At 71.5% G+C, this 18822-nt stretch carries 17 protein-coding genes; 14 read left to right on the plus strand and 3 right to left on the minus strand.

Annotated features, from left to right (window positions below; all coding sequences use genetic code 11):
• The first annotated feature begins 249 nt into the window (after positions 1 to 249).
• On the plus strand, positions 250 to 2139 hold the full coding sequence (locus tag ACFWV8_RS05070; protein ID WP_384198082.1) for an AMP-dependent synthetase/ligase: 1890 nt from the start codon (positions 250 to 252) through the stop codon (positions 2137 to 2139).
• A 52-nt stretch (positions 2140 to 2191) separates the two neighbouring features.
• On the opposite strand, the gene ACFWV8_RS05075 is transcribed toward ACFWV8_RS05070, so the two are convergent.
• Positions 2192 to 2827: a two-component system response regulator gene (locus tag ACFWV8_RS05075; RefSeq protein WP_384198084.1), complete on the minus strand. Its 636-nt coding sequence runs from the start codon at positions 2825 to 2827 to the stop codon at positions 2192 to 2194.
• Positions 2828 to 3092: 265 nt separating this feature from the next.
• Between ACFWV8_RS05075 and ACFWV8_RS05080 the strand changes: the two genes are divergently transcribed.
• On the plus strand, positions 3093 to 5282 hold the full coding sequence (locus ACFWV8_RS05080) for a SpoIIE family protein phosphatase (protein ID WP_384198086.1): 2190 nt from the start codon (positions 3093 to 3095) through the stop codon (positions 5280 to 5282).
• A gap of 47 nt (positions 5283 to 5329) precedes the next feature.
• The gene (gene hemW / locus ACFWV8_RS05085) at positions 5330 to 6562 is read left to right on the plus strand and encodes a radical SAM family heme chaperone HemW (RefSeq protein ID WP_384198088.1); all 1233 of its coding nucleotides are present in this window, start codon (positions 5330 to 5332) and stop codon (positions 6560 to 6562) included.
• 280 nt (positions 6563 to 6842) lie between these two features.
• Here hemW and ACFWV8_RS05090 read toward each other — a convergent pair whose 3' ends face one another.
• Entirely contained in the window at positions 6843 to 7667 is an 825-nt protein-coding gene (locus ACFWV8_RS05090; protein ID WP_384198090.1) for a DUF3097 domain-containing protein, read from the minus strand.
• Positions 7668 to 7686: 19 nt separating this feature from the next.
• On the minus strand, positions 7687 to 8406 hold the full coding sequence (locus ACFWV8_RS05095) for an MBL fold metallo-hydrolase (RefSeq protein WP_384198092.1): 720 nt from the start codon (positions 8404 to 8406) through the stop codon (positions 7687 to 7689).
• Positions 8407 to 8731: 325 nt separating this feature from the next.
• Here ACFWV8_RS05095 and hrcA point away from each other — a divergent pair, with 325 nt between their 5' ends.
• The 11 genes from hrcA to ACFWV8_RS05150 all read left to right on the plus strand — a co-directional run bounded on the left by hrcA (position 8732) and on the right by ACFWV8_RS05150 (position 18782).
• On the plus strand, positions 8732 to 9748 hold the full coding sequence (gene hrcA, locus ACFWV8_RS05100) for a heat-inducible transcriptional repressor HrcA (protein ID WP_329392450.1): 1017 nt from the start codon (positions 8732 to 8734) through the stop codon (positions 9746 to 9748).
• Positions 9749 to 10882 carry a molecular chaperone DnaJ gene (gene dnaJ, locus ACFWV8_RS05105; RefSeq protein WP_384198094.1) on the plus strand — a complete coding sequence of 378 codons (1134 nt, stop codon included), beginning with the start codon at positions 9749 to 9751 and terminating at the stop codon, positions 10880 to 10882. It abuts the gene before it with no gap.
• Positions 10883 to 10981: 99 nt separating this feature from the next.
• The gene (locus ACFWV8_RS05110; protein WP_384198096.1) at positions 10982 to 12055 is read left to right on the plus strand and encodes a nitronate monooxygenase; all 1074 of its coding nucleotides are present in this window, start codon (positions 10982 to 10984) and stop codon (positions 12053 to 12055) included.
• Complete coding sequence (locus ACFWV8_RS05115; protein ID WP_384198098.1) at positions 12052 to 12792, plus strand: 16S rRNA (uracil(1498)-N(3))-methyltransferase; 741 nt, start codon at positions 12052 to 12054, stop codon at positions 12790 to 12792. The genes ACFWV8_RS05110 and ACFWV8_RS05115 overlap by 4 nt, the downstream gene beginning before the upstream one ends.
• A gap of 87 nt (positions 12793 to 12879) precedes the next feature.
• Positions 12880 to 13239, plus strand: a complete 360-nt coding sequence (locus tag ACFWV8_RS05120; RefSeq protein WP_329387861.1) for a histidine triad nucleotide-binding protein — start codon at positions 12880 to 12882, stop codon at positions 13237 to 13239.
• A 9-nt stretch (positions 13240 to 13248) separates the two neighbouring features.
• Positions 13249 to 14157 (plus strand): ribonuclease Z, encoded by a 909-nt coding sequence (locus ACFWV8_RS05125; protein ID WP_384198100.1) that lies wholly within the window; start codon positions 13249 to 13251, stop codon positions 14155 to 14157.
• 119 nt (positions 14158 to 14276) lie between these two features.
• Positions 14277 to 15389 carry a carbohydrate kinase family protein gene (locus tag ACFWV8_RS05130; RefSeq protein ID WP_384198102.1) on the plus strand — a complete coding sequence of 371 codons (1113 nt, stop codon included), beginning with the start codon at positions 14277 to 14279 and terminating at the stop codon, positions 15387 to 15389.
• A gap of 155 nt (positions 15390 to 15544) precedes the next feature.
• Complete coding sequence (locus tag ACFWV8_RS05135) at positions 15545 to 16573, plus strand: PhoH family protein (RefSeq protein ID WP_329387867.1); 1029 nt, start codon at positions 15545 to 15547, stop codon at positions 16571 to 16573.
• Positions 16574 to 16615: 42 nt separating this feature from the next.
• Positions 16616 to 17113 (plus strand): rRNA maturation RNase YbeY, encoded by a 498-nt coding sequence (gene ybeY / locus ACFWV8_RS05140; protein ID WP_329387869.1) that lies wholly within the window; start codon positions 16616 to 16618, stop codon positions 17111 to 17113.
• Complete coding sequence (locus tag ACFWV8_RS05145) at positions 17110 to 18396, plus strand: hemolysin family protein (protein WP_384198104.1); 1287 nt, start codon at positions 17110 to 17112, stop codon at positions 18394 to 18396. The genes ybeY and ACFWV8_RS05145 overlap by 4 nt, the downstream gene beginning before the upstream one ends.
• On the plus strand, positions 18393 to 18782 hold the full coding sequence (locus ACFWV8_RS05150) for an MmcQ/YjbR family DNA-binding protein (protein WP_384198106.1): 390 nt from the start codon (positions 18393 to 18395) through the stop codon (positions 18780 to 18782). Before ACFWV8_RS05145 ends, ACFWV8_RS05150 begins: the two co-directional genes overlap by 4 nt.
• The last annotated feature ends 40 nt before the right edge of the window (positions 18783 to 18822 follow it).

Below are 18822 nucleotides of genomic sequence, written 5' to 3' on the forward strand. Positions count from 1 at the left end.
GCCCCCCGGGGGGCGGGGGGGGTGCGGGGGGGGGGGCGGGGGGTAGGGCCCGGGGGCGGGGGGCGGGGGGGGGCGGGGCGCCCGGGCGCCCGCCCCCGACGGCCGTTCACGGTCGGGTTCGTTATGAAGCGGGTCCCCGCGTCCCCTTACGTACCGGGCGGGTCCGCTCTAGTCTGATCACGCTCGATGGTTACTCACCAGTTAAACAACAAGCCAGTCGCGCAGACATTGCGGGGCCCGGAGGACGTCGTGAGCGACACAAAGACCTTGATCGAGAATCGGCCGCCGTCAGTGGCGACTCTCTTCATTGAGCGCGTGGCGGCCACGCCCGACGCGGAGGCGTACCGCTATCCGGTCCCTCCCGCCACCGGTCAGGGCCCCGACGACTGGAATTCCCTGAGCTGGGGCCAGGCGGCCGTGCGGGTGTACGCGATGGCCGCCGGTCTGATCTCGCTGGGCGTACGGCCCGAGGAGCGTGTCGCGCTCGCCGCCGCCACCCGGGTCGAGTGGATCCTCGCCGACCTCGGTGTGATGTGCGCGGGCGCCGCGACCACGACCGTCTACCCCTCGACGAACGCCGAGGAGTGCGCGTACATCCTCGGCGACTCCGGGAGCCGCGTCCTCATCGCGGAGGACGGCGAGCAGCTCGCCAAGGCGCGCGAGCGCCGGGCCGAGCTCCCGAATCTCGCCCATGTCGTGGTGATCGAGGCGGCGGACGCGAAGCCCGCCGACGGCGACCCGGACGGCTGGGTGCTCTCCCTCGCCGACCTGGAGGAGCTCGGGACGAAGCATCTTCGGGAGCACCCCCAGGCCGTCAAGGAGCGGGTCGGGGAGATCAGGGCCGACCAGCTCGCCACCCTCATCTACACCTCGGGCACCACAGGCCGCCCCAAGGGCGTACGGCTGCCGCACGACAACTGGTCGTACATGGCGAAGGCCACCGCGGGCACCGGGCTCATGAACAAGGACGACATCCAGTACCTGTGGCTGCCGCTGGCGCACGTCTTCGGCAAGGTGCTGACCTCCGGCCAGATCGAGGTCGGTCATGTCACCGCTGTCGACGGCCGCGTCGACAAGATCATCGAGAATCTGCCGGTGGTGCGCCCGACCTACATGGCGGCGGTGCCCCGCATCTTCGAGAAGGTCTACAACGGGGTCGCGGCCAAGGCGCGCGCCGGCGGCGGCGCGAAGTACAAGATCTTCCAGTGGGCCGCGGAGGTCTCGCGCGAGTACGCCAAGGTCAGCCAGGACAACTTCCGGCACACCGGCACCGCTTCGGCGCCCTTCGGTCTGCGCGCCAAGCACTCCGTCGCCGACAGGCTCGTCTACGCCAAGCTCCGCGAGGCGTTCGGTGGCCGGCTGCGCGCCGCGATCTCCGGATCAGCCGCCCTCGCTCCCGACATCGGCTTCTTCTTCTCCGGCGCCGGAATCCACATCCTGGAGGGTTACGGCCTCACCGAGTCCAGCGCCGCCAGCTTCGTCAACCCGGGCGAGGCCTACCGCACGGGCACCGTCGGCAAGCCGCTGCCCGGCTGCGAGGTCCGTATCGCCGACGACGGCGAGATCATGCTGCGCGGTCCCGGCATCATGGACGGCTACCACGGGCTGCCCGAGAAGACCGTCGAAGTCCTCGAATCCGACGGCTGGTTCCACACCGGCGACATCGGTGAGCTGTCGGTCGACGGCTACCTGCGGATCACCGACCGCAAGAAGGACCTGATCAAGACATCGGGGGGCAAGTACATCGCACCGGCCGAGGTCGAGGGCCAGTTCAAGGCGGTGTGCCCGTACGTCTCGAACATCCTGGTGCACGGCGCCGACCGGAACTTCTGCACCGCGCTCATCTCGCTGGACGAACCGGCCCTGCTCGGCTGGGCGGCTGAGAACGGTATGGAGGGCGTCCCGTACGCCGACGTCGTCGCCTCACCGAAGACGCGCGAGCTCATCGAGGGCTATGTGAAGGAGCTCAACGAGGGCCTTCAGCGCTGGCAGACGATCAGGAAGTTCCGGCTGCTGCCGCGCGACCTGGACATCGAGCACGGCGAGCTCACCCCGAGTCTGAAGCTCAAGCGGCCGGTCGTGGAGCGGGAGTACAAGTACCTGCTGGACGAGATGTACGAGGGCGCGCGGGAGGCGTAGAGGCGCATACGCGTCGTACATGAGTGCGCGGGCGGGGGCCGGCGGCCGGGATCTACGGCTGAAGGCTCCGTCCGCGGCGTAATTCCCGCAGTATGTTGTCGAGCCCGGCCACATGGTCGCGCAGCGCGGCCAGTTCGCCGGGGCCGCCGTCGTGACCGACCGGGCCCTCGTCGCCGAGCATCGACCCGATCGCGGCGAGCCGGTGGCCCATCTCCGCGAGCCGTGCGTGGTCCTGGGCCTGGAGGGCTTCCAACTGGCGGTTCTTGCGGTGCAGTTCGAGGAAGACCGTCACCTTGGCGCGCAGTACCCAGGGGTCGAACGGCTTCGGGATGAAGTCCGCAGCCCCGGTCGCGTAGCCGCGGAACGTGAATCCGCTGTCGGTGTCGCTCCCGGTCAGGAAGATGATCGGGACGTCCTTCGCCTGGTCCAGCCGCTTGATGCCGGCGGCGGTGTCGAAGCCGTCCATGCCCGGCATCCGTACGTCCAGCAGGACCAGCGCGAACCGCTCGCGACGCAGGGCCCGCATCGCCTCCTCGCCCGAACGGGCGCGTACCAGTGGGACGTTGAGGGATGTCAGAACGGCTTCGAGTGCGAGAAGATTCTCCTCCATGTCGTCGACGAGGAGGATCCCCGCGCGGTCCGCGACAGGGGTGTCAGTGACTGGCTCGGTGGGTATCAGGGTGCTCATCGTAGGTGGCGTCCGAATAGGTAATGGCCGGGATTGGGGGATCCTGATGCGTAGTGTGTCGGGGGTACGGCGGCCGGGAAGTGGCCTCTGAGCTCTGTCCTTCGCTCATTTCTTCGCCCGCTTCTTCGCCCGTTTCGATGACTCGACGCGTATGGGCACGCTCAGTCTGTCACTCTGTCGGGGTCGTAAGCGGCGCATCGAAAGAAAGAACCAGGAGCCGCACGTGGTGCCTATAGGGGACCGTCGGGACCCGAAAGATCCGGAAGTGCCGCCTCCGAATCGGAGTCGGGCGTTCCGTAACGACGAGCGACGCACGGCACGCACCAGCCTGCCGGGCAACCCGCTCGCACCGTCCGCCGCGCGCCGGTTCGTGCGCGCGGCGCTCGCCGAGTGGACGAGCCTCGGGCTGCTCACCGCCTGCGCCCTCTGCCAGGGCGACGCGCAGTGCCCACCGGGTGAGCACGGCTCCGACGTGCTGGCCGACGACGCGGTGCTGATCGTCGACGAACTGGTCACCAACGCCGTCGTGCACGCGGGCACCAATATCGAACTGCTCTGCCGTCTGGAAGCGCCGGGGGAGCCGGGGGCCGAGCCACCCGACGCGGCGCCCGGTCCTGACGGCGCGCCCGTCCCGCCGCCCGAGCCGGACGCGGACGCCGAGCCGGAGTCCGCCGCCCTCGTCATCGAGGTGTCCGACCACCACCCCGCCCGCTCCGTACGCAGCGACGCGCACGGCCCGGCGGGCGGCGGCGCCCCCGACTACGGCCGGGGCCTCCAGCTCATCGCCGCCCTCGCGGAACGCTGGGGCATCACGTACCGCACCGGCCTCAAGACCGTCTGGGCCCGGCTCCCGCTCGACGGGGCGGCCACCGGGGCCGCATCCGGCACCGGCACGGCCGCCGGAACCGACGGAGTCGTCGGCGAACCCGCCCTGCGCCGCGGGCTGCGCGCCGCCGAGATCCTGGCCGCCGCACCGCACGGTATGCCGCGCGAGGACCCCGACTGGATCAGCCGGGGCGCCCTCTCCTTCCTCGCCGAAGCCTCCGACCTGCTCGCGGGCCAGCTCGACGAGGACCTGGTCGCCGCGCTCGCCGGCCAACTGCTCGTGCCCCGGCTCGCCGACTGGTGCGCGATCTGGCTCGACGGCGAGGGCGAAGGGCACGGCAGAGCGGGCACACCGCGGCTCGCCCGCGTCTGGCACGCCGACGAGTCCCGCATCGAGTCGCTGCGCGCCCTCCTGGAGAAGGAGCCGCCGCGGCTGCTCGACCCGCAGCGCGGAGAGGACGGCGAGGGCGGCGGCACCGGCGGGCGTAACGTTCCTGTGCCCGTTCCCTGGCCCGGCTCGGGCCAGACCGGCGCGCACGACGGCGCGGCCGTCGCGTGTCGGCTCGTCGCCAACGGCCGCCCCCTCGGCACCCTCGTCCTCGGGCGGCGTCGGCTCGCCCGGATGCCCGACGAAGTGATCGCGCTCATCGAGGACTTCGCCCGCCGCGTCGCCCTCGCGATCGGCGCCGCACGCCGCTACACCCGGCAGGCCACCATCAGCCGCGTCCTGCAACGAAGCCTGCTGCCCAGCCAGGTCGCCCGGATTCCCGGCGTCGAGAGCCACCTCGTGTACGAGCCCGCCGACGACGGCGTGGTCGGCGGCGACTTCTACGACGTCTTCCCCGCCCCGCCCGGCGGACGCTGGTGCTTCATGCTCGGCGACGTCCAGGGCAGCGGCCCCGAGGCGGCCGTCGTCACCGGTCTCGCCCGGCCCTGGCTGCGGCTCCTAGCCCGCGAGGGATACGGCGTCGGTGAGGTCCTCGACCGGCTCAACCGGCTCCTGCTCGACGACGCGATGGAAGCCGCCGAAGCCGCCGCGCTGATGGTCGCCGTCGCGGGCGGGCAGGACCTTACGGGCGGCGACGGAGCCCTCCCCGGGCTCAGCGATCTCGGCCCGCTCAGTGACATGGGCGACATCCGTGATATCGGCGACATCGAGCAGAGCGCCGGGGACGGCGGGCGCGGCGGCGGGCTCGCCGACGGCGGCCAGTCGCGTTTCCTCTCCCTCCTCTACGGCGAACTCGCGCCGCTCCCCGGCACCGGCGGCGGTGCCCGCTGCACCCTCGCGAGCGCCGGCCACCCGCTGCCGCTGCTGCTGAAGCCCGACGGGACGGTGAGCGTGGCGGCGGAGCCGCAACTGCTCCTCGGGGTCGACGAGAACGTCGCGTACGAGAGCCTCAGCTTCGACCTGGAGTCGGGGGACACGCTCCTGTGCGTCACCGACGGCGTCACCGAGCGCCGCTCGGGGCGGCTGCTCCTGGACGACGACGACGGTCTCGCCGTGATCCTGGCGGGCTGCACGGGGCTGAACGCGCAGGGTGTCGCCGAACGGATTCGACGTGCCGTGCACGACTTCGACCCGAGTCCGCCGTCGGACGATCTGGCGATGCTGGTGCTGCGCGCGGAGTAGTCCCCGCGTCCGGCGGGGACACCGCCGCGGTGCGGGACACTGGGGGCATGCCTTCCGCTCTGCCCGACGGTGACCCCATGCCCGAGTCCGGCGCGCTGCCCGCGCACGCCCTGGAGGGTGCGGCGGACCGGCCGCTCGGCTTCTATCTGCACGTGCCGTACTGCGCCACCCGCTGCGGCTACTGCGACTTCAACACCTACACCGCGACGGAGCTGCGCGGCTCGGGCGGCGTCCTGGCGTCCCGCGACAACTACGCCGACACCCTGACCGACGAGATCCGGCTCGCCCGCAAGGTCCTCGGCGACGACTCCCGGCCCGTCCGCACCGTCTTCGTCGGCGGCGGTACGCCCACGCTGCTCGCCGCGTCCGACCTCGTACGGATGCTGGGCGCCGTACGCGACGAGTTCGGCCTCGCGGACGACGCCGAGGTCACCACCGAGGCGAACCCGGAGTCCGTCGACCCCGCGTACCTCGCGGAGCTGCGCGAGGGCGGCTTCAACCGGATCTCCTTCGGTATGCAGAGCGCGAAGCCGCACGTGCTCCAGGTCCTCGACCGCACGCACACCCCCGGCCGGCCCGAGGCGTGCGTCGCGGAGGCCCACGCGGCCGGGTTCGACCATGTGAACCTCGACCTGATCTACGGCACGCCCGGGGAGACCGACGACGACTGGCGCGAGTCGCTGGCGGCGGCGGTGGGGGCGGGGCCCGACCATGTGTCGGCGTACGCGCTCATCGTCGAGGAGGGCACGGGGCTCGCCCGCCGGATCCGCCGGGGCGAGATCCCCATGACCGACGACGACGAGCACGCGGACCGGTACCTGATCGCGGACGAGACGCTGGCGGCGGCCGGGTTCTCCTGGTACGAGGTCTCCAACTGGGCCACCACGCCGGCCGGGCGCTGCCTGCACAACGAGCTGTACTGGCGCGGGGCGGACTGGTGGGGCGCGGGTCCCGGCGCCCACAGCCACGTGGGCGGGGTCCGGTGGTGGAACGTGAAGCACCCGGGGGCGTACGCGGCGGCGCTGGCGGAGGGGCGGTCGCCGGGGGCGGGCCGGGAACTCCTCACGGCGGAGGACCGGCGCGTGGAGCGCATCCTGCTGGAGCTGCGGCTGTCGGAGGGCGTGGAGCTGTCCCTGCTGCGGCCTGCGGGGCTGGCGGCTGCGGGGCGGGCGCTGGGCGAGGGGCTGCTGTCGGCGGGGCCGTACGGGGAGGGACGGGCGGTGCTGACGCTGCGGGGGCGGTTGCTGGCGGACGCGGTGGTGCGGGATCTGGTGGATTGAGGGGTGTGCCGTCCGGCGGTTCGCGGGGTTGTCGGGTTGCGGTTGTCGGCTGACGGGCGGGGGTCGGGGCCTCCGGAGGGGTATGTCCGGACGGCGTGATTTACGGCGCGTGCCCCGTTCGTTGGACCCGATGTGCCCTTGTTGTTCACGCGACACAAATCAGCCTGAGTGTCCGAACACACCCCTCCTGCACCCCCGCCCCCCCTCGGGCCGTCGCGTGGCGCTGTTCAACCGGCCCGCACCGCCGACCCCGCCGGAGGCGGCCCCCGACCCGTAACCGCTACTCGCGTGGTGGGTCCGTCACGAAGTCGATCAGCTCCTCCACCCGGGCCAGCAGCGCCGGTTCCAGGTCGCGGTAGGAGCGGACCGAGGACAGGATTCGCTGCCACGCCGCACCGGTGTTTTCCGGCCAGCCCAGGGACCGGCACACTCCCGTCTTCCAGTCCTGGCCGCGCGGAATCGTCGGCCAGGCCGCGATGCCCACCGAGGACGGCTTCACCGCCTCCCAGACGTCGATGTACGGGTGCCCCACGACCAGTACGTCGTCCCCGGTGACCTGCTCCGCCAGGCGGGACTCCTTGGAGCCGGGCACCAGGTGGTCCACCAGGACGCCGAGCCGCGCGTCAGGTGCCGGGGCGAACTCCGCGACGATCGCCGGGAGGTCGTCGATGCCCTCCAGATACTCCACGACCACGCCCTCTATACGGAGGTCGTCGCCCCAGACCCGCTCGACCAGTTCCGCGTCGTGCCTCCCCTCCACGTAGATACGCCCGGCACGGGCCACCCGCGCCCGCGCGCCGGGGACGGCGACCGAGCCGGAGGCCGTGCGGGTGGGCCGGGCCGGGGCGCCGGCGGTGGGCCGGACCAGGGTGACGGTCCGGCCTTCGAGCAGGAACCCGCGCGCCACCAGCGGGAACACCCGGTGCTTGCCGAAGCGGTCCTCCAGGGTGACCGTCGGCCCCTCCGCCGTCTTCTCGCAGCGGATCACCGCGCCGCAGAAGCCCGTCGACACCTCCTCGACCACCAGATCCGGCTCGGCGGGCACCTCCGGCACCGGCTTCGAGCGCTTCCAGGGCGGGGTCAGATCGGGGCTGTAGCTGCGCATCCCCAGACGATATCCGGGCTCACGCCGTGCCGAAACGTGCGGCGAGCGCGCCCCGCTGGGCCCGTACGAACGCCGCGTCGACGGCCGCGCCGTGGCCGGGAACGTACACCGCGTCCTCGCCGCCCAGCGCCAGCAGCCGGTCGATGGCGGCAGGCCAGCGGGAGGGGATCGCGTCGTCGCCCGCCTGGGGTTCGCCCGACTCCTCGACCAGGTCGCCGCAGAAGACGATCTCCCGGTCGCCCGGGACGAGCAGGGCCAGATCGTGCCCGGAGTGCCCGGGGCCGACATTGGCGAGAAGTACCTGTCGCCCGCCGAGATCGAGGGTCCACTCGCCCGATACGGGATGGTCCGGCACCACCAGTACGTCCACCGCCGTCGCGGCTTCGGAGGCGGGTACGCCGTGCCGTACGGCCGTGGCGCGCAGGCCCTCCCGGTCGCGGAGGAGCACCTCGCCCAGGCCGACCGCCCCGTAGACCTCCGCCCCCGAGAAGGCCGCCGTGCCCAGGACGTGGTCGAAGTGGGGGTGACTGAGCGCGATATGGGTGACGCGCCTGCCGCACAGCGCCTGCGCCTGCGCGCGGATCTCCGCGCCCTCACGGAGCGTCGAGCCCGTGTCGTACAGAAGGACGGCTTCCGCGCCCACGACAAGCCCGACCGTCGCATCCCAGCCAGGCAGCCGCCGTCTGCCGACCCCCGGAGCCAGTCGTTCCCAGCCGTGCTCTTCCCAACGGACGTCCATACGGCGACGCTATCGGTGGGGCCAGGGCGTGTCTTTTGGATCAGGCCGGATCAGGGAGCGGGGGCTGGTGCGTGCGGTCGCAAGGCGGAGGAGGGAGACATGGCGGAGCCATGGCGACCGACGACAACGCGGCGGGCGTGCGTGCCAGGGACCGCGAGCCCGGCAAGATCCAAAAGACACGCCCTGGCGGTGCCGCGCGGTAGCGTGACCGGTCGGCCTTGCTAGGGGCGTACCTCACGGCCGTACACTGGCCCGGGGAATGCTGGCACTCCCGCGCATCGAGTGCCAAGCCGGATCCGAGGAACCAGAGCTGGAGGTGTGCGCGATGCTGAGCGAACGCAGGCTTGAGGTGCTGCGCGCCATCGTCCAGGACTATGTCGGCACCGAGGAGCCCGTCGGCTCCAAGGCGCTCACCGAGCGGCACAAGCTCGGTGTCTCCCCGGCCACCGTCCGTAACGACATGGCGGTGCTGGAGGACGAGGGCTTCATCGCCCAGCCCCACACCAGCGCGGGGCGTATTCCGACGGACAAGGGCTACCGGCTCTTCGTCGACCGGCTGGCGGGCGTCAAGCCGCTGTCGGCGCCGGAGCGCAGGGCCATCCAGAACTTTCTCGACAGCGCCGTCGATCTGGACGACGTGGTGGGCCGCACGGTGCGGCTGCTCGCGCAGCTGACCCGGCAGGTCGCGGTCGTGCAGTACCCCTCGCTGACCCGCTCGACGGTGCGGCATGTGGAACTGCTCTCGCTGGCCCCCGCGCGACTGATGCTGGTTCTGATCACCGACACCGGCCGGGTCGAACAGCGCATGATCGACTGTCCGGTGCCGTTCGGCGACACGTCGCTGGCGGACCTGCGGGCCCGGCTCAACGCCCGGGTGGTGGGACGCCGGTTCTCCGACGTGCCGCTGCTGGTGCAGGAGCTGCCCGACTCCTTCGACCTGGAGGACCGGGGCACGGTGTCCACGGTCCTCGCGACGCTTCTGGAGACGCTGGTCGAGGAGACCGAGGAGCGGCTGATGATCGGCGGCACCGCCAATCTGACGCGCTTCGGGCACGACTTCCCTCTGACAATCCGGCCTGTGCTGGAGGCACTTGAGGAGCAGGTCGTGCTCCTCAGGCTCCTCGGCGAGGCCGAGGACTCAGGCATGACCGTACGAATCGGGCACGAGAACGCCCATGAGGGCCTCAACTCCACGTCCGTCGTCGCGGTCGGCTACGGTTCGGGCGACGAGGCAGTCGCCAAACTCGGCGTGGTCGGACCGACCCGCATGGACTACCCCGGAACGATGGGAGCGGTACGCGCAGTGGCACGTTACGTCGGACAGATCCTGGCGGAGTCGTAAGTGGCCACGGACTACTACGCCGTACTCGGCGTACGCCGCGACGCATCACAGGACGAGATCAAGAAGGCATTCCGCAGGCTCGCCCGCGAGCTGCACCCGGATGTCAATCCCGATCCGAAGACGCAGGAGCGGTTCAAGGAGATCAACGCCGCGTACGAGGTGTTGTCGGACCCGCAGAAGAAGCAGGTCTACGACCTCGGCGGCGACCCGCTCTCGCAGGCGGGCGCCGGCGCCGGTGGCTTCGGGGCTGGTGGCTTCGGCAACTTCTCGGACATCATGGACGCGTTCTTCGGGACGTCGCAGCAGCGTGGGCCGAGGTCGCGGACGCGGCGCGGCCAGGACGCGATGATCCGGCTGGAGATCGACCTCAACGAGGCCGCCTTCGGCACGACGAAGGACATCCAGGTCGACACGGCGGTCGTCTGTACGACCTGCTCGGGCGAGGGCGCCGCACCCGGCACCTCCGCGCAGACCTGTGACATGTGCCGCGGTCGCGGCGAGGTCTCACAGGTCACGCGGTCCTTCCTGGGCCAGGTCATGACCTCGCGGCCGTGCCCGCAGTGCCAGGGCTTCGGTACGGTCGTGCCGACCCCCTGCCCCGAGTGCGCGGGCGACGGCCGTATCCGCTCGCGCCGCACGCTCACGGTCAAGATCCCCGCGGGCGTCGACAACGGCACCCGTATCCAGCTCTCGGGTGAGGGCGAGGTCGGACCGGGTGGCGGTCCGGCGGGCGATCTGTACGTCGAGATCCATGAACTGCCGCACGCGGTGTTCCAGCGCCGCGGCGACGATCTGCACTGCACGGTCACCATCCCGATGACCGCGGCGTCCCTGGGCACCCAGTGCCCGCTGGAGACGCTGGACGGGGTCGAGGACATCGACGTACGGCCGGGCACCCAGTCGGGCCAGTCGATCCCGCTCCACGGCCGTGGCATCACGCATCTGCGGGGCGGTGGCCGGGGCGATCTGATCGTCCATGTCGAGGTCATGACCCCGGCGAAACTCGACCCGGAGCAGGAGCGGTTGCTGCGGGAGCTGGCGAAGCTCAGGGGCGAGGAACGGCCCACCGGCCAGTTCCAACCGGGACAGCAGGGCCTCTTCTCCCGGCTGAAGGACGCGTTCAACGGTCGTTAGACCGTCCCCCGGGCCGTCGGAGGGCCTGCTCAGGGCCCCTCCGGCGGCCGAGGACCAACCGGCACCAGGGCTCCACGGCCGACATGGCACCATGCGTGCATGTCCTCCGTGTTGACCGATCTCTGCCGGTATCCGATCGTGCAGGCGCCCATGGCCGGCGGCGCGTCCGGCCCGCAGCTGGTCGCGGCCGTCGGGAACGCCGGCGGACTCGGATTCCTCGCCGCCGGTTACAAGACCGCCGACGGGATGTACGAAGAGGTCAAGCAGCTCCGGGGGCTCGGCTCGGCCCCGTTCGGGATCAATCTGTTCATGCCGCAGCCGCACCACGACGACCACGCGGCCGTGGAGCTCTACCGCGAACAGCTGGCCGGTGAGGCGACCTGGTACGAGACCCCGCTCGGCGACCCCGACGCGGGCGGCGACGACGGGTACGAGGCCAAGCTCGCGATACTGCTCGACGATCCCGTCCCCGTCGTGTCGTTCACCTTCGGCTGCCCCACGCCCACCACCCTCGACGCGTTCACCCGCGTCGGCACCCTCACCGTCGTCACGGTGACCACGCCCGAGGAGGCCCAGACCGCCCAGTGGTCGGGCGCCGACGTCGTCTGCGTCCAGGGCATCGAGGCGGGCGGCCATCAGGGCACGCACCGCGACGACCCCGCCACCGACGGCGCGGGCATCGGGCTGCTGTCGCTCGTGACGCAGGTACGGGAGTCCGTACGGCTCCCGGTCATCGCGGCCGGCGGGCTCATGCGCGGCGGCCAGATCGCCGCCGTACTGGCCGCGGGCGCCGACGCCGCGCAGTTCGGCACCGCCTTCCTCGTCTGCCCCGAGTCCGGCGCCCACGCGCTCCACAAGCAGGCCATGACCAACCCGCTGTTCACCCGCACCGAACTCACCCGCGCCTTCTCCGGCCGGCCCGCGCGCGGTCTCGTCAACCGCTTCATGCGCGAACACGGCCCGTACGCCCCGCCCGCGTACCCGGAGGTGCACCACCTGACCACCGGACTGCGCAAGGCCGCCGCCAAGGTCGGCGACCCCCAGGGCATGGCCCTGTGGGCCGGCCAGGGCCACCGGATGGCCCGCGCTCTGCCCGCCGGGCAGCTCGTCGAGGTCCTCGCCGACGAACTCGAAGCCACCCGCGCCTCGTTGACCCTGGGAAACGCCTCATGACCGCACCTGTCTTCGTCGTCGACACCGCCGTCGCCCTGCGGCCGGGCACGGTCACGCTGGACGGCCCCGAGGGCCGCCACGCCGTCTCCGTAAGGAGGCTGCGCGCCGGGGAGGAGGTGGTCCTCACGGACGGCGCGGGCACCGGCGCGCACGGGACGGTCGAGGCCGTCCACGGCAAGGACCGGCTGGACGTCGCGGTCACCGGCGTACGGATCGAGGACGAGCCCCGGCCCCGTATCACCGTCGTCCAGGCGCTGCCCAAGGGCGACCGCGGCGAGGTGTCCGTCGAGACGATGACCGAGACCGGCGTCGACGCGATCGTGCCCTGGCAGGCAGCGCGCTGCATCACGCAGTGGAGGGGCGAGCGGGGCGCCAAGTCCCTGGCGAAATGGCGCGCGACCGCGCGCGAGGCGGGCAAGCAGTCCCGCAGGCTCCGCTTCCCGGACGTCGCGGAGGCGATGACCTCCAAAGAGGTCGCGGCGCTGCTGGCGGGGGCCGACTTCGCCGCCGTCCTGCACGAGGAGGGGAGTGAGCCCCTGGCCACCGCCGAACTCCCCGCCGCCGGGAGCATCGTGCTCGTCGTCGGACCCGAGGGCGGCGTCTCCCCGGACGAACTGGCGCTCTTCGCGGACGCCGGGGCCGCCCCGTACCGGCTCGGCCCCACCGTGCTGCGCACCTCCACCGCCGGCACGGCCGCGTGCGCGCTGCTGCTGGCCCGTACGGGCCGCTGGTCCTGACCGGGGGTCACGCTCCGGGGGCGGATAGCATGCCTCCGTACGGAAGTGACCAGGGGCGACCGGCCGACCGATGAGGAGACCCGGACCATGGCGGGAGAACGACAGGCCGACTGCCTGTTCTGCAAGATCGTCGCCGGGGAGGTGCCGGCCACCGTCGTACGCGAGACGGACACCACCGTGGCCTTCAGGGACATCAACCCGCAGGCCCCCACGCATGTTCTGGTGATCCCCAAGGTCCACTACCCGGACGTGGCCACGCTCGCCGCCGCCGAGCCGCAGATCACCGCCGACATCCTGCGCGAGTCCGCCGAGGTCGCCGCCGAGGACAAGACCGTGGGCAGCGGCTACCGGATCGTCTTCAACACCGGCAGCGGCGCCGGTCAGACCGTCTTCCACGCGCACGCCCATGTCCTGGGTGGCCGTGGCCTCAACTGGCCCCCCGGGTAGGCCCCCACCTTGTCCGTACGAGAACTCGTCGTCCTCGGCACCGCCAGCCAGGTCCCCACCCGGCACCGCAACCACAACGGCTATCTGCTGCGCTGGGACGGCGAAGGCATCCTCTTCGACCCCGGGGACGGCACCCAGCGCCAGATGTCGCGCGCCGGAGTCGCGGCGTACGACATCAACCGGATCTGCGTCACGCACTTCCACGGCGACCACTCGCTCGGCCTCGCCGGGGTGATCCAGCGCATCAACCTGGACCGCGTCCCGCACGAGGTCACCGCCCACTACCCGGCGAGCGGACACGTCTTCTTCAGGAGGCTGCGGTACGCGACGGCGTACCGCGAGACCGTCGGGGTCACCGAGGCGCCCGTCGACGCCGACGGCGTCCTCGCCAGCACCGGCTCGTACACCCTCCGGGCGCACAAGCTCTCGCACCCCGTCGAGTCCTACGGCTACCGGATCACCGAGCCCGACGGGCGCAGGATGCTCCCCGAACGTCTCGCCGCGCACGGCATCAAGGGGCCCGACGTGGGGCGTCTCCAGCGGGACGGGGAGCTGTGCGGGGTCACGCTCGCCGATGTGAGCGAGGAGCGCAGGGGCCAGCGTTTCGCGTTCGTCATGGACACCCGGCTCTGCGACGGGGTGTACGCGCTGGCCGACGGCTGCGACATGCTGGTCATCGAGTCCACGTTCCTCGACGAGGACGGTCAACTGGCCGAGGAACGCGGGCATCTGACCGCCGGTCAGGCGGGCGCGGTGGCGCGGGAGGCGGGCGTACGGCATCTCGTGCTGACGCACTTCTCGCAGCGCTACTCCGACCCCGCGGAGTTCGAGCGGCAGGCCAGGGTGGCCGGTTACGAGGGCGAGCTGACCGTCGCGGCGGACCTCGTACGCGTACCGCTGCCCAAGCGCTCCGGCTGACCGCCGCGGCCCGCGCCCCGGCCCCGGCCGACGGCGGCCCCCACGGCCTGCCCTCGCGCCGACTGTCAGTGCCATCGGGCACACTGTCCGGATCCGTACGCCGATCCGGGAGCGCGACCGTGACCCCAACCGAAGGAACGCCGCAGCGGCACACCGCAGATGTCGACCCGCTGGGCGCCCTGCGGGCCCCGGACGACCCCGACTGCGACGTCTACCTGACGGGCACGGTCTTCCTCGACATCATCTTCACCGGCCTCGCCAGCGCCCCCGTGCGCGGCACCGAGTCCTGGGCCAGGGGCATGGGTTCGAGCCCCGGCGGCATCGCCAACATGGCCAGCGCGCTGGCCCGGCTGGGGCTGCGCACGTCGCTCGCCGCGGCCTTCGGCGACGACCACTACGGGGAGTACTGCTGGGACGCCCTGGAGCAGGGCGAGGGCATCGACCTTTCCCGCTCCCGCACGGTCCCCGGCTGGCACTCGCCGGTCACCGTCTCCATGGCGTACGAGGGCGAGCGCACGATGGTCTCGCACGGTCACGAGGCGCCGCCGCCGGAGGGCGCCCTGCCCGAGTGCCCGCCACGCGCGCGTGCCGCCGTCGCCGCGCTCACACCGGGCCGCGGCGACGGGTGGATCGCCCGCGCCGCCGGGCATGGGGCGCGGGTCTTCGCCGACGTGGGGTGGGACGACACCGGCCGCTGGGACCTGGCGGGCCTGCCCGACCTGGCGCACTGCGAGGCGTTTCTGCCCAACGCCGAGGAGGCGATGCGCTACACCCGCACCGACTGCCCGAAGGCCGCCGCGCGGGCGCTCGCCGAGGTGGTGCCGCTGGTGGTGGTGACCCTGGGCGCCGAGGGGGCGTACGCGGTGGACAGCGCCGCCGGCACGACCGCCGAGGTGCCTGCCATCGATGTGGAGGCGCTCGATCCGACGGGCGCGGGGGACGTGTTCGTGGCCGGGTTCGTCACCGGCACCCTCGCCGGCTGGCCGCTCGCCGACCGGCTCGCCTTCTCCGGGCTCACGGCCGCGCTGTCGGTCCAGGAGTTCGGCGGATCGCTGTCGGCGCCCGGCTGGGCGGAGGTGGCCGCGTGGTGGCAGTCCGTACAAGAACTGCCGGACCAGGATCCCGCTGCGCTGCGCCGGTACGCCTTCCTGAAGGGCCTGCTGCCCGCGCCGACCCGGCCGTGGCCGCTGCGCAGAGCGGTGCCCACGATCGGCTTCGGACGCTCGGCCTGACGGGGCCATCGGCCCCCCGCGCGGGGCCCCGCGTCAAAAGCCCCCTGTAAAAGCCCTTCGGCCTTGTCAGTGGGGAGTCGTACGCTGGTACCCAGAGGTTGTCGAGCGGCGAGAACCCTGCAACGGGAGGTATGTGCAGGCCACAGTGCCGGCCCATGACTCAGACACCCACAGCCCCTACCGCGCCCGGTCAGGCGCGAGCCCACTTCACCATCCCCGCCAAGCACCCGATGGTGACGATCCTGGGTTCCGGTGACTCGCTGTTGCGCGTGATCGAGAAGGCGTTCCCGGCCGCCGACATCCATGTCCGGGGCAATCAGATCAGCGCCGTGGGCGACGCGGCCGAGGTCGCGCTGATCCAGAGCCTGTTCGACGAGATGATGCTGGTGCTCCGCACCGGTCAGCCGATGACGGAGGACGCAGTGGAACGCTCGATCGCCATGCTCAGGGCGAGCGAGAACGGCGGCGCGGACGGACCCGAGACCCCCGCCGAAGTTCTCACTCAGAACATCGTCTCCAGCCGTGGCCGCACGATCCGCCCCAAGACGCTCAACCAGAAGCGCTATGTGGACGCGATCGACAAGCACACGATCGTCTTCGGCATCGGCCCGGCGGGCACCGGCAAGACCTATCTCGCCATGGCCAAGGCCGTCCAGGCCCTCCAGTCCAAGCAGGTCACCAGGATCATCCTGACCAGGCCCGCGGTGGAGGCGGGGGAGCGGCTCGGCTTCCTGCCCGGCACGCTGTACGAGAAGATCGACCCGTATCTGCGCCCGCTCTACGACGCGCTGCACGACATGCTCGACCCCGACTCGATCCCGCGGCTGATGGCCGCGGGCACGATCGAGGTCGCGCCCCTGGCGTACATGCGGGGCCGGACGCTCAACGACGCGTTCATCATCCTCGACGAGGCGCAGAACACCAGCTCACAGCAGATGAAGATGTTCCTGACGAGGCTCGGCTTCGACTCGAAGATCGTCATCACGGGCGATGTCACCCAGGTCGACCTTCCCGGCGGTACGAAGAGCGGGCTGCGCCAGGTCCAGGACATCCTCCACGATGTCGATGACGTGCACTTCTCCCGTCTCACCTCCGACGACGTCGTCCGGCACAAGCTCGTCGGCCGTATCGTCGACGCCTACGAGCAGTACGACAGCCGCAACGGCAACGAACAGCACAGCTGAGCCGGCGCCTCGCGGCACTACCCGGGAGAGTCACACCGCACCATGTCGATCGACGTCAACAACGAGTCAGGGACCGAGGTCGACGAGCAGGCGATCCTCGGGGCCGCCCGCTACACGCTGACCCGGATGCGTATCCATCCCCTCTCCGAGCTCTCGGTGATCGTGGTGGACTCCGCGGCCATGGAGCAGCTGCACATGCAGTGGATGGACCTCCCGGGTCCGACCGATGTCATGTCCTTCCCGATGGACGAGCTGCGTCCGCCGGTGAAGGACGACGAGGAGCCCCCGCAGGGGCTCCTCGGTGACGTCGTGCTCTGCCCGGAGGTCGCGAAGACCCAGGGCGAGGAAGCGCCGACGCGGCACTCCATGGACGAGGAGCTCCAACTCCTCACCGTCCACGGGGTGCTGCACCTCCTCGGGTACGACCACGAGGAGCCCGACGAGAAAGCCGAGATGTTCGGTCTCCAGGCGGCCATCGTGGACGGCTGGCGGGCCGAGCAGGGCCTGACCGGTCCCTCTCCCGCACCGACCGTCTCGTGATCACGCAACTGATCATCGGGGCGGTCGCGCTGGTCGTCGTCGCCTGGCTGGCGGCGTGCGCGGAGGCGGGGCTCGCCCGTGTCTCCAGCTTCCGGGCCGCCGAGGCGGAGCGCTCCGGGCGGCGCGGCGCCGACCGGCTGGCGCAGGTCGCGGCCGACCCGACGCGGTATCTGAACGTGGCGCTGCTGGTGCGCGTCGCGTGCGAGATGGCGGCCGGGGTGCTGGTCACCTACGTCAGCCTGGAGGAGTTCGAGGACACCTGGGCCGCGCTGCTCGTGGCGATCGGCGTGATGGTCCTCGTGTCGTACGTCGCGGTGGGCGTCTCACCGCGCACCATCGGCCGCCAGCACCCGCTGAACACGGCGACCGTCGCCGCGTACGTACTGCTGCCGCTGGCCAGGGTCATGGGGCCGATCCCGCAGCTGCTGATCCTCCTCGGCAACGCGCTCACGCCCGGCAAGGGCTTCCGCAAGGGACCGTTCGCGAGCGAGGCGGAGCTGCGCTCGATGGTGGACCTCGCCGAGCAGGAGTCGCTTATCGAGGACGAGGAGCGCCGGATGGTGCACTCGGTCTTCGAGCTGGGGGACACGCTGGTGCGGGAGGTGATGGTGCCGCGTACGGACCTGGTCTGCATCGAGCGCTACAAGACGATTCGCCAGGCGCTGACGCTGGCGCTGCGCTCCGGCTTCTCCCGGATCCCGGTCACGGGGGAGAACGAGGACGACATCGTCGGCATCGTCTATCTCAAGGACCTCGTCAGGAAGACGCACATCAACCGCGATTCCGAGGCCGATCTGGTCTCCACGGCGATGCGCGCGGCGGCGTTCGTGCCCGACACGAAGAACGCGGGCGATCTGCTGCGCGAGATGCAGCAGGAGCGCAACCATGTCGCCGTCGTCATCGACGAGTACGGCGGCACGGCCGGCATCGTGACGATCGAGGACATCCTGGAGGAGATCGTCGGCGAGATCACGGACGAGTACGACCGTGAGCTGCCGCCGGTCGAGGAGACCGGCACCGACTCCTACCGGGTCACGGCCCGGCTGGACATCGGCGATCTCGGGGAGCTGTACGGGCTCGACGAGTTCGACGACGAGGACGTGGAGACGGTCGGCGGGCTGCTCGCGAAGGCGCTCGGCCGGGTGCCGATCGCCGGTGCCAGCGCGCTGGTCGAGCTGCCCGACGGCCGTACGCTGCGGCTGACGGCGGAGTCCCCGGCGGGCCGGCGGAACAAGATCGTGACGGTGCTCGCGGAGCCGGCGGACAAGGCGGCGTCGCGATGAGCGCGGCCGGGGGCGGTGGGCCGTCGCGGGACGGACTCCGGGACGAACTGAGGTCGTTCTGCCTGGAGTTCAACGCGGTGACGGAGGAGTTCCCCTTCAACCCGGAGACATCGGTCTTCAAGGTGGTGGGGAAGGTGTTCGCGCTCACCGCCCTGGACGCCGAGCCGTTGAAGGTCTCGCTCAAGTGCGATCCGGACGAGGCGATCCGGCTGCGGGCGGCCCATCCGGAGATCGTCCCCGGATGGCACCTCAACAAGCGGCACTGGAACACGGTCACGGTCCCCGGGCTGCCCACGCGGATGGTGCGCGAGCTGATCGAGGACAGTTACGACCTGGTGGTGGCCGGTCTGCCGAAGGCGGAGCGTCTTCGGCTGGACCGGCCGTAACAGGCGTGAGGGCGTGACGGCGTAACGGGGGTCGCGCGCG

Origin of the sequence: Streptomyces sp. NPDC058665 (assembly GCF_042714995.1) — a bacterium.
In the GTDB taxonomy this organism is placed as follows: Bacteria; Actinomycetota; Actinomycetes; order Streptomycetales; family Streptomycetaceae; genus Streptomyces.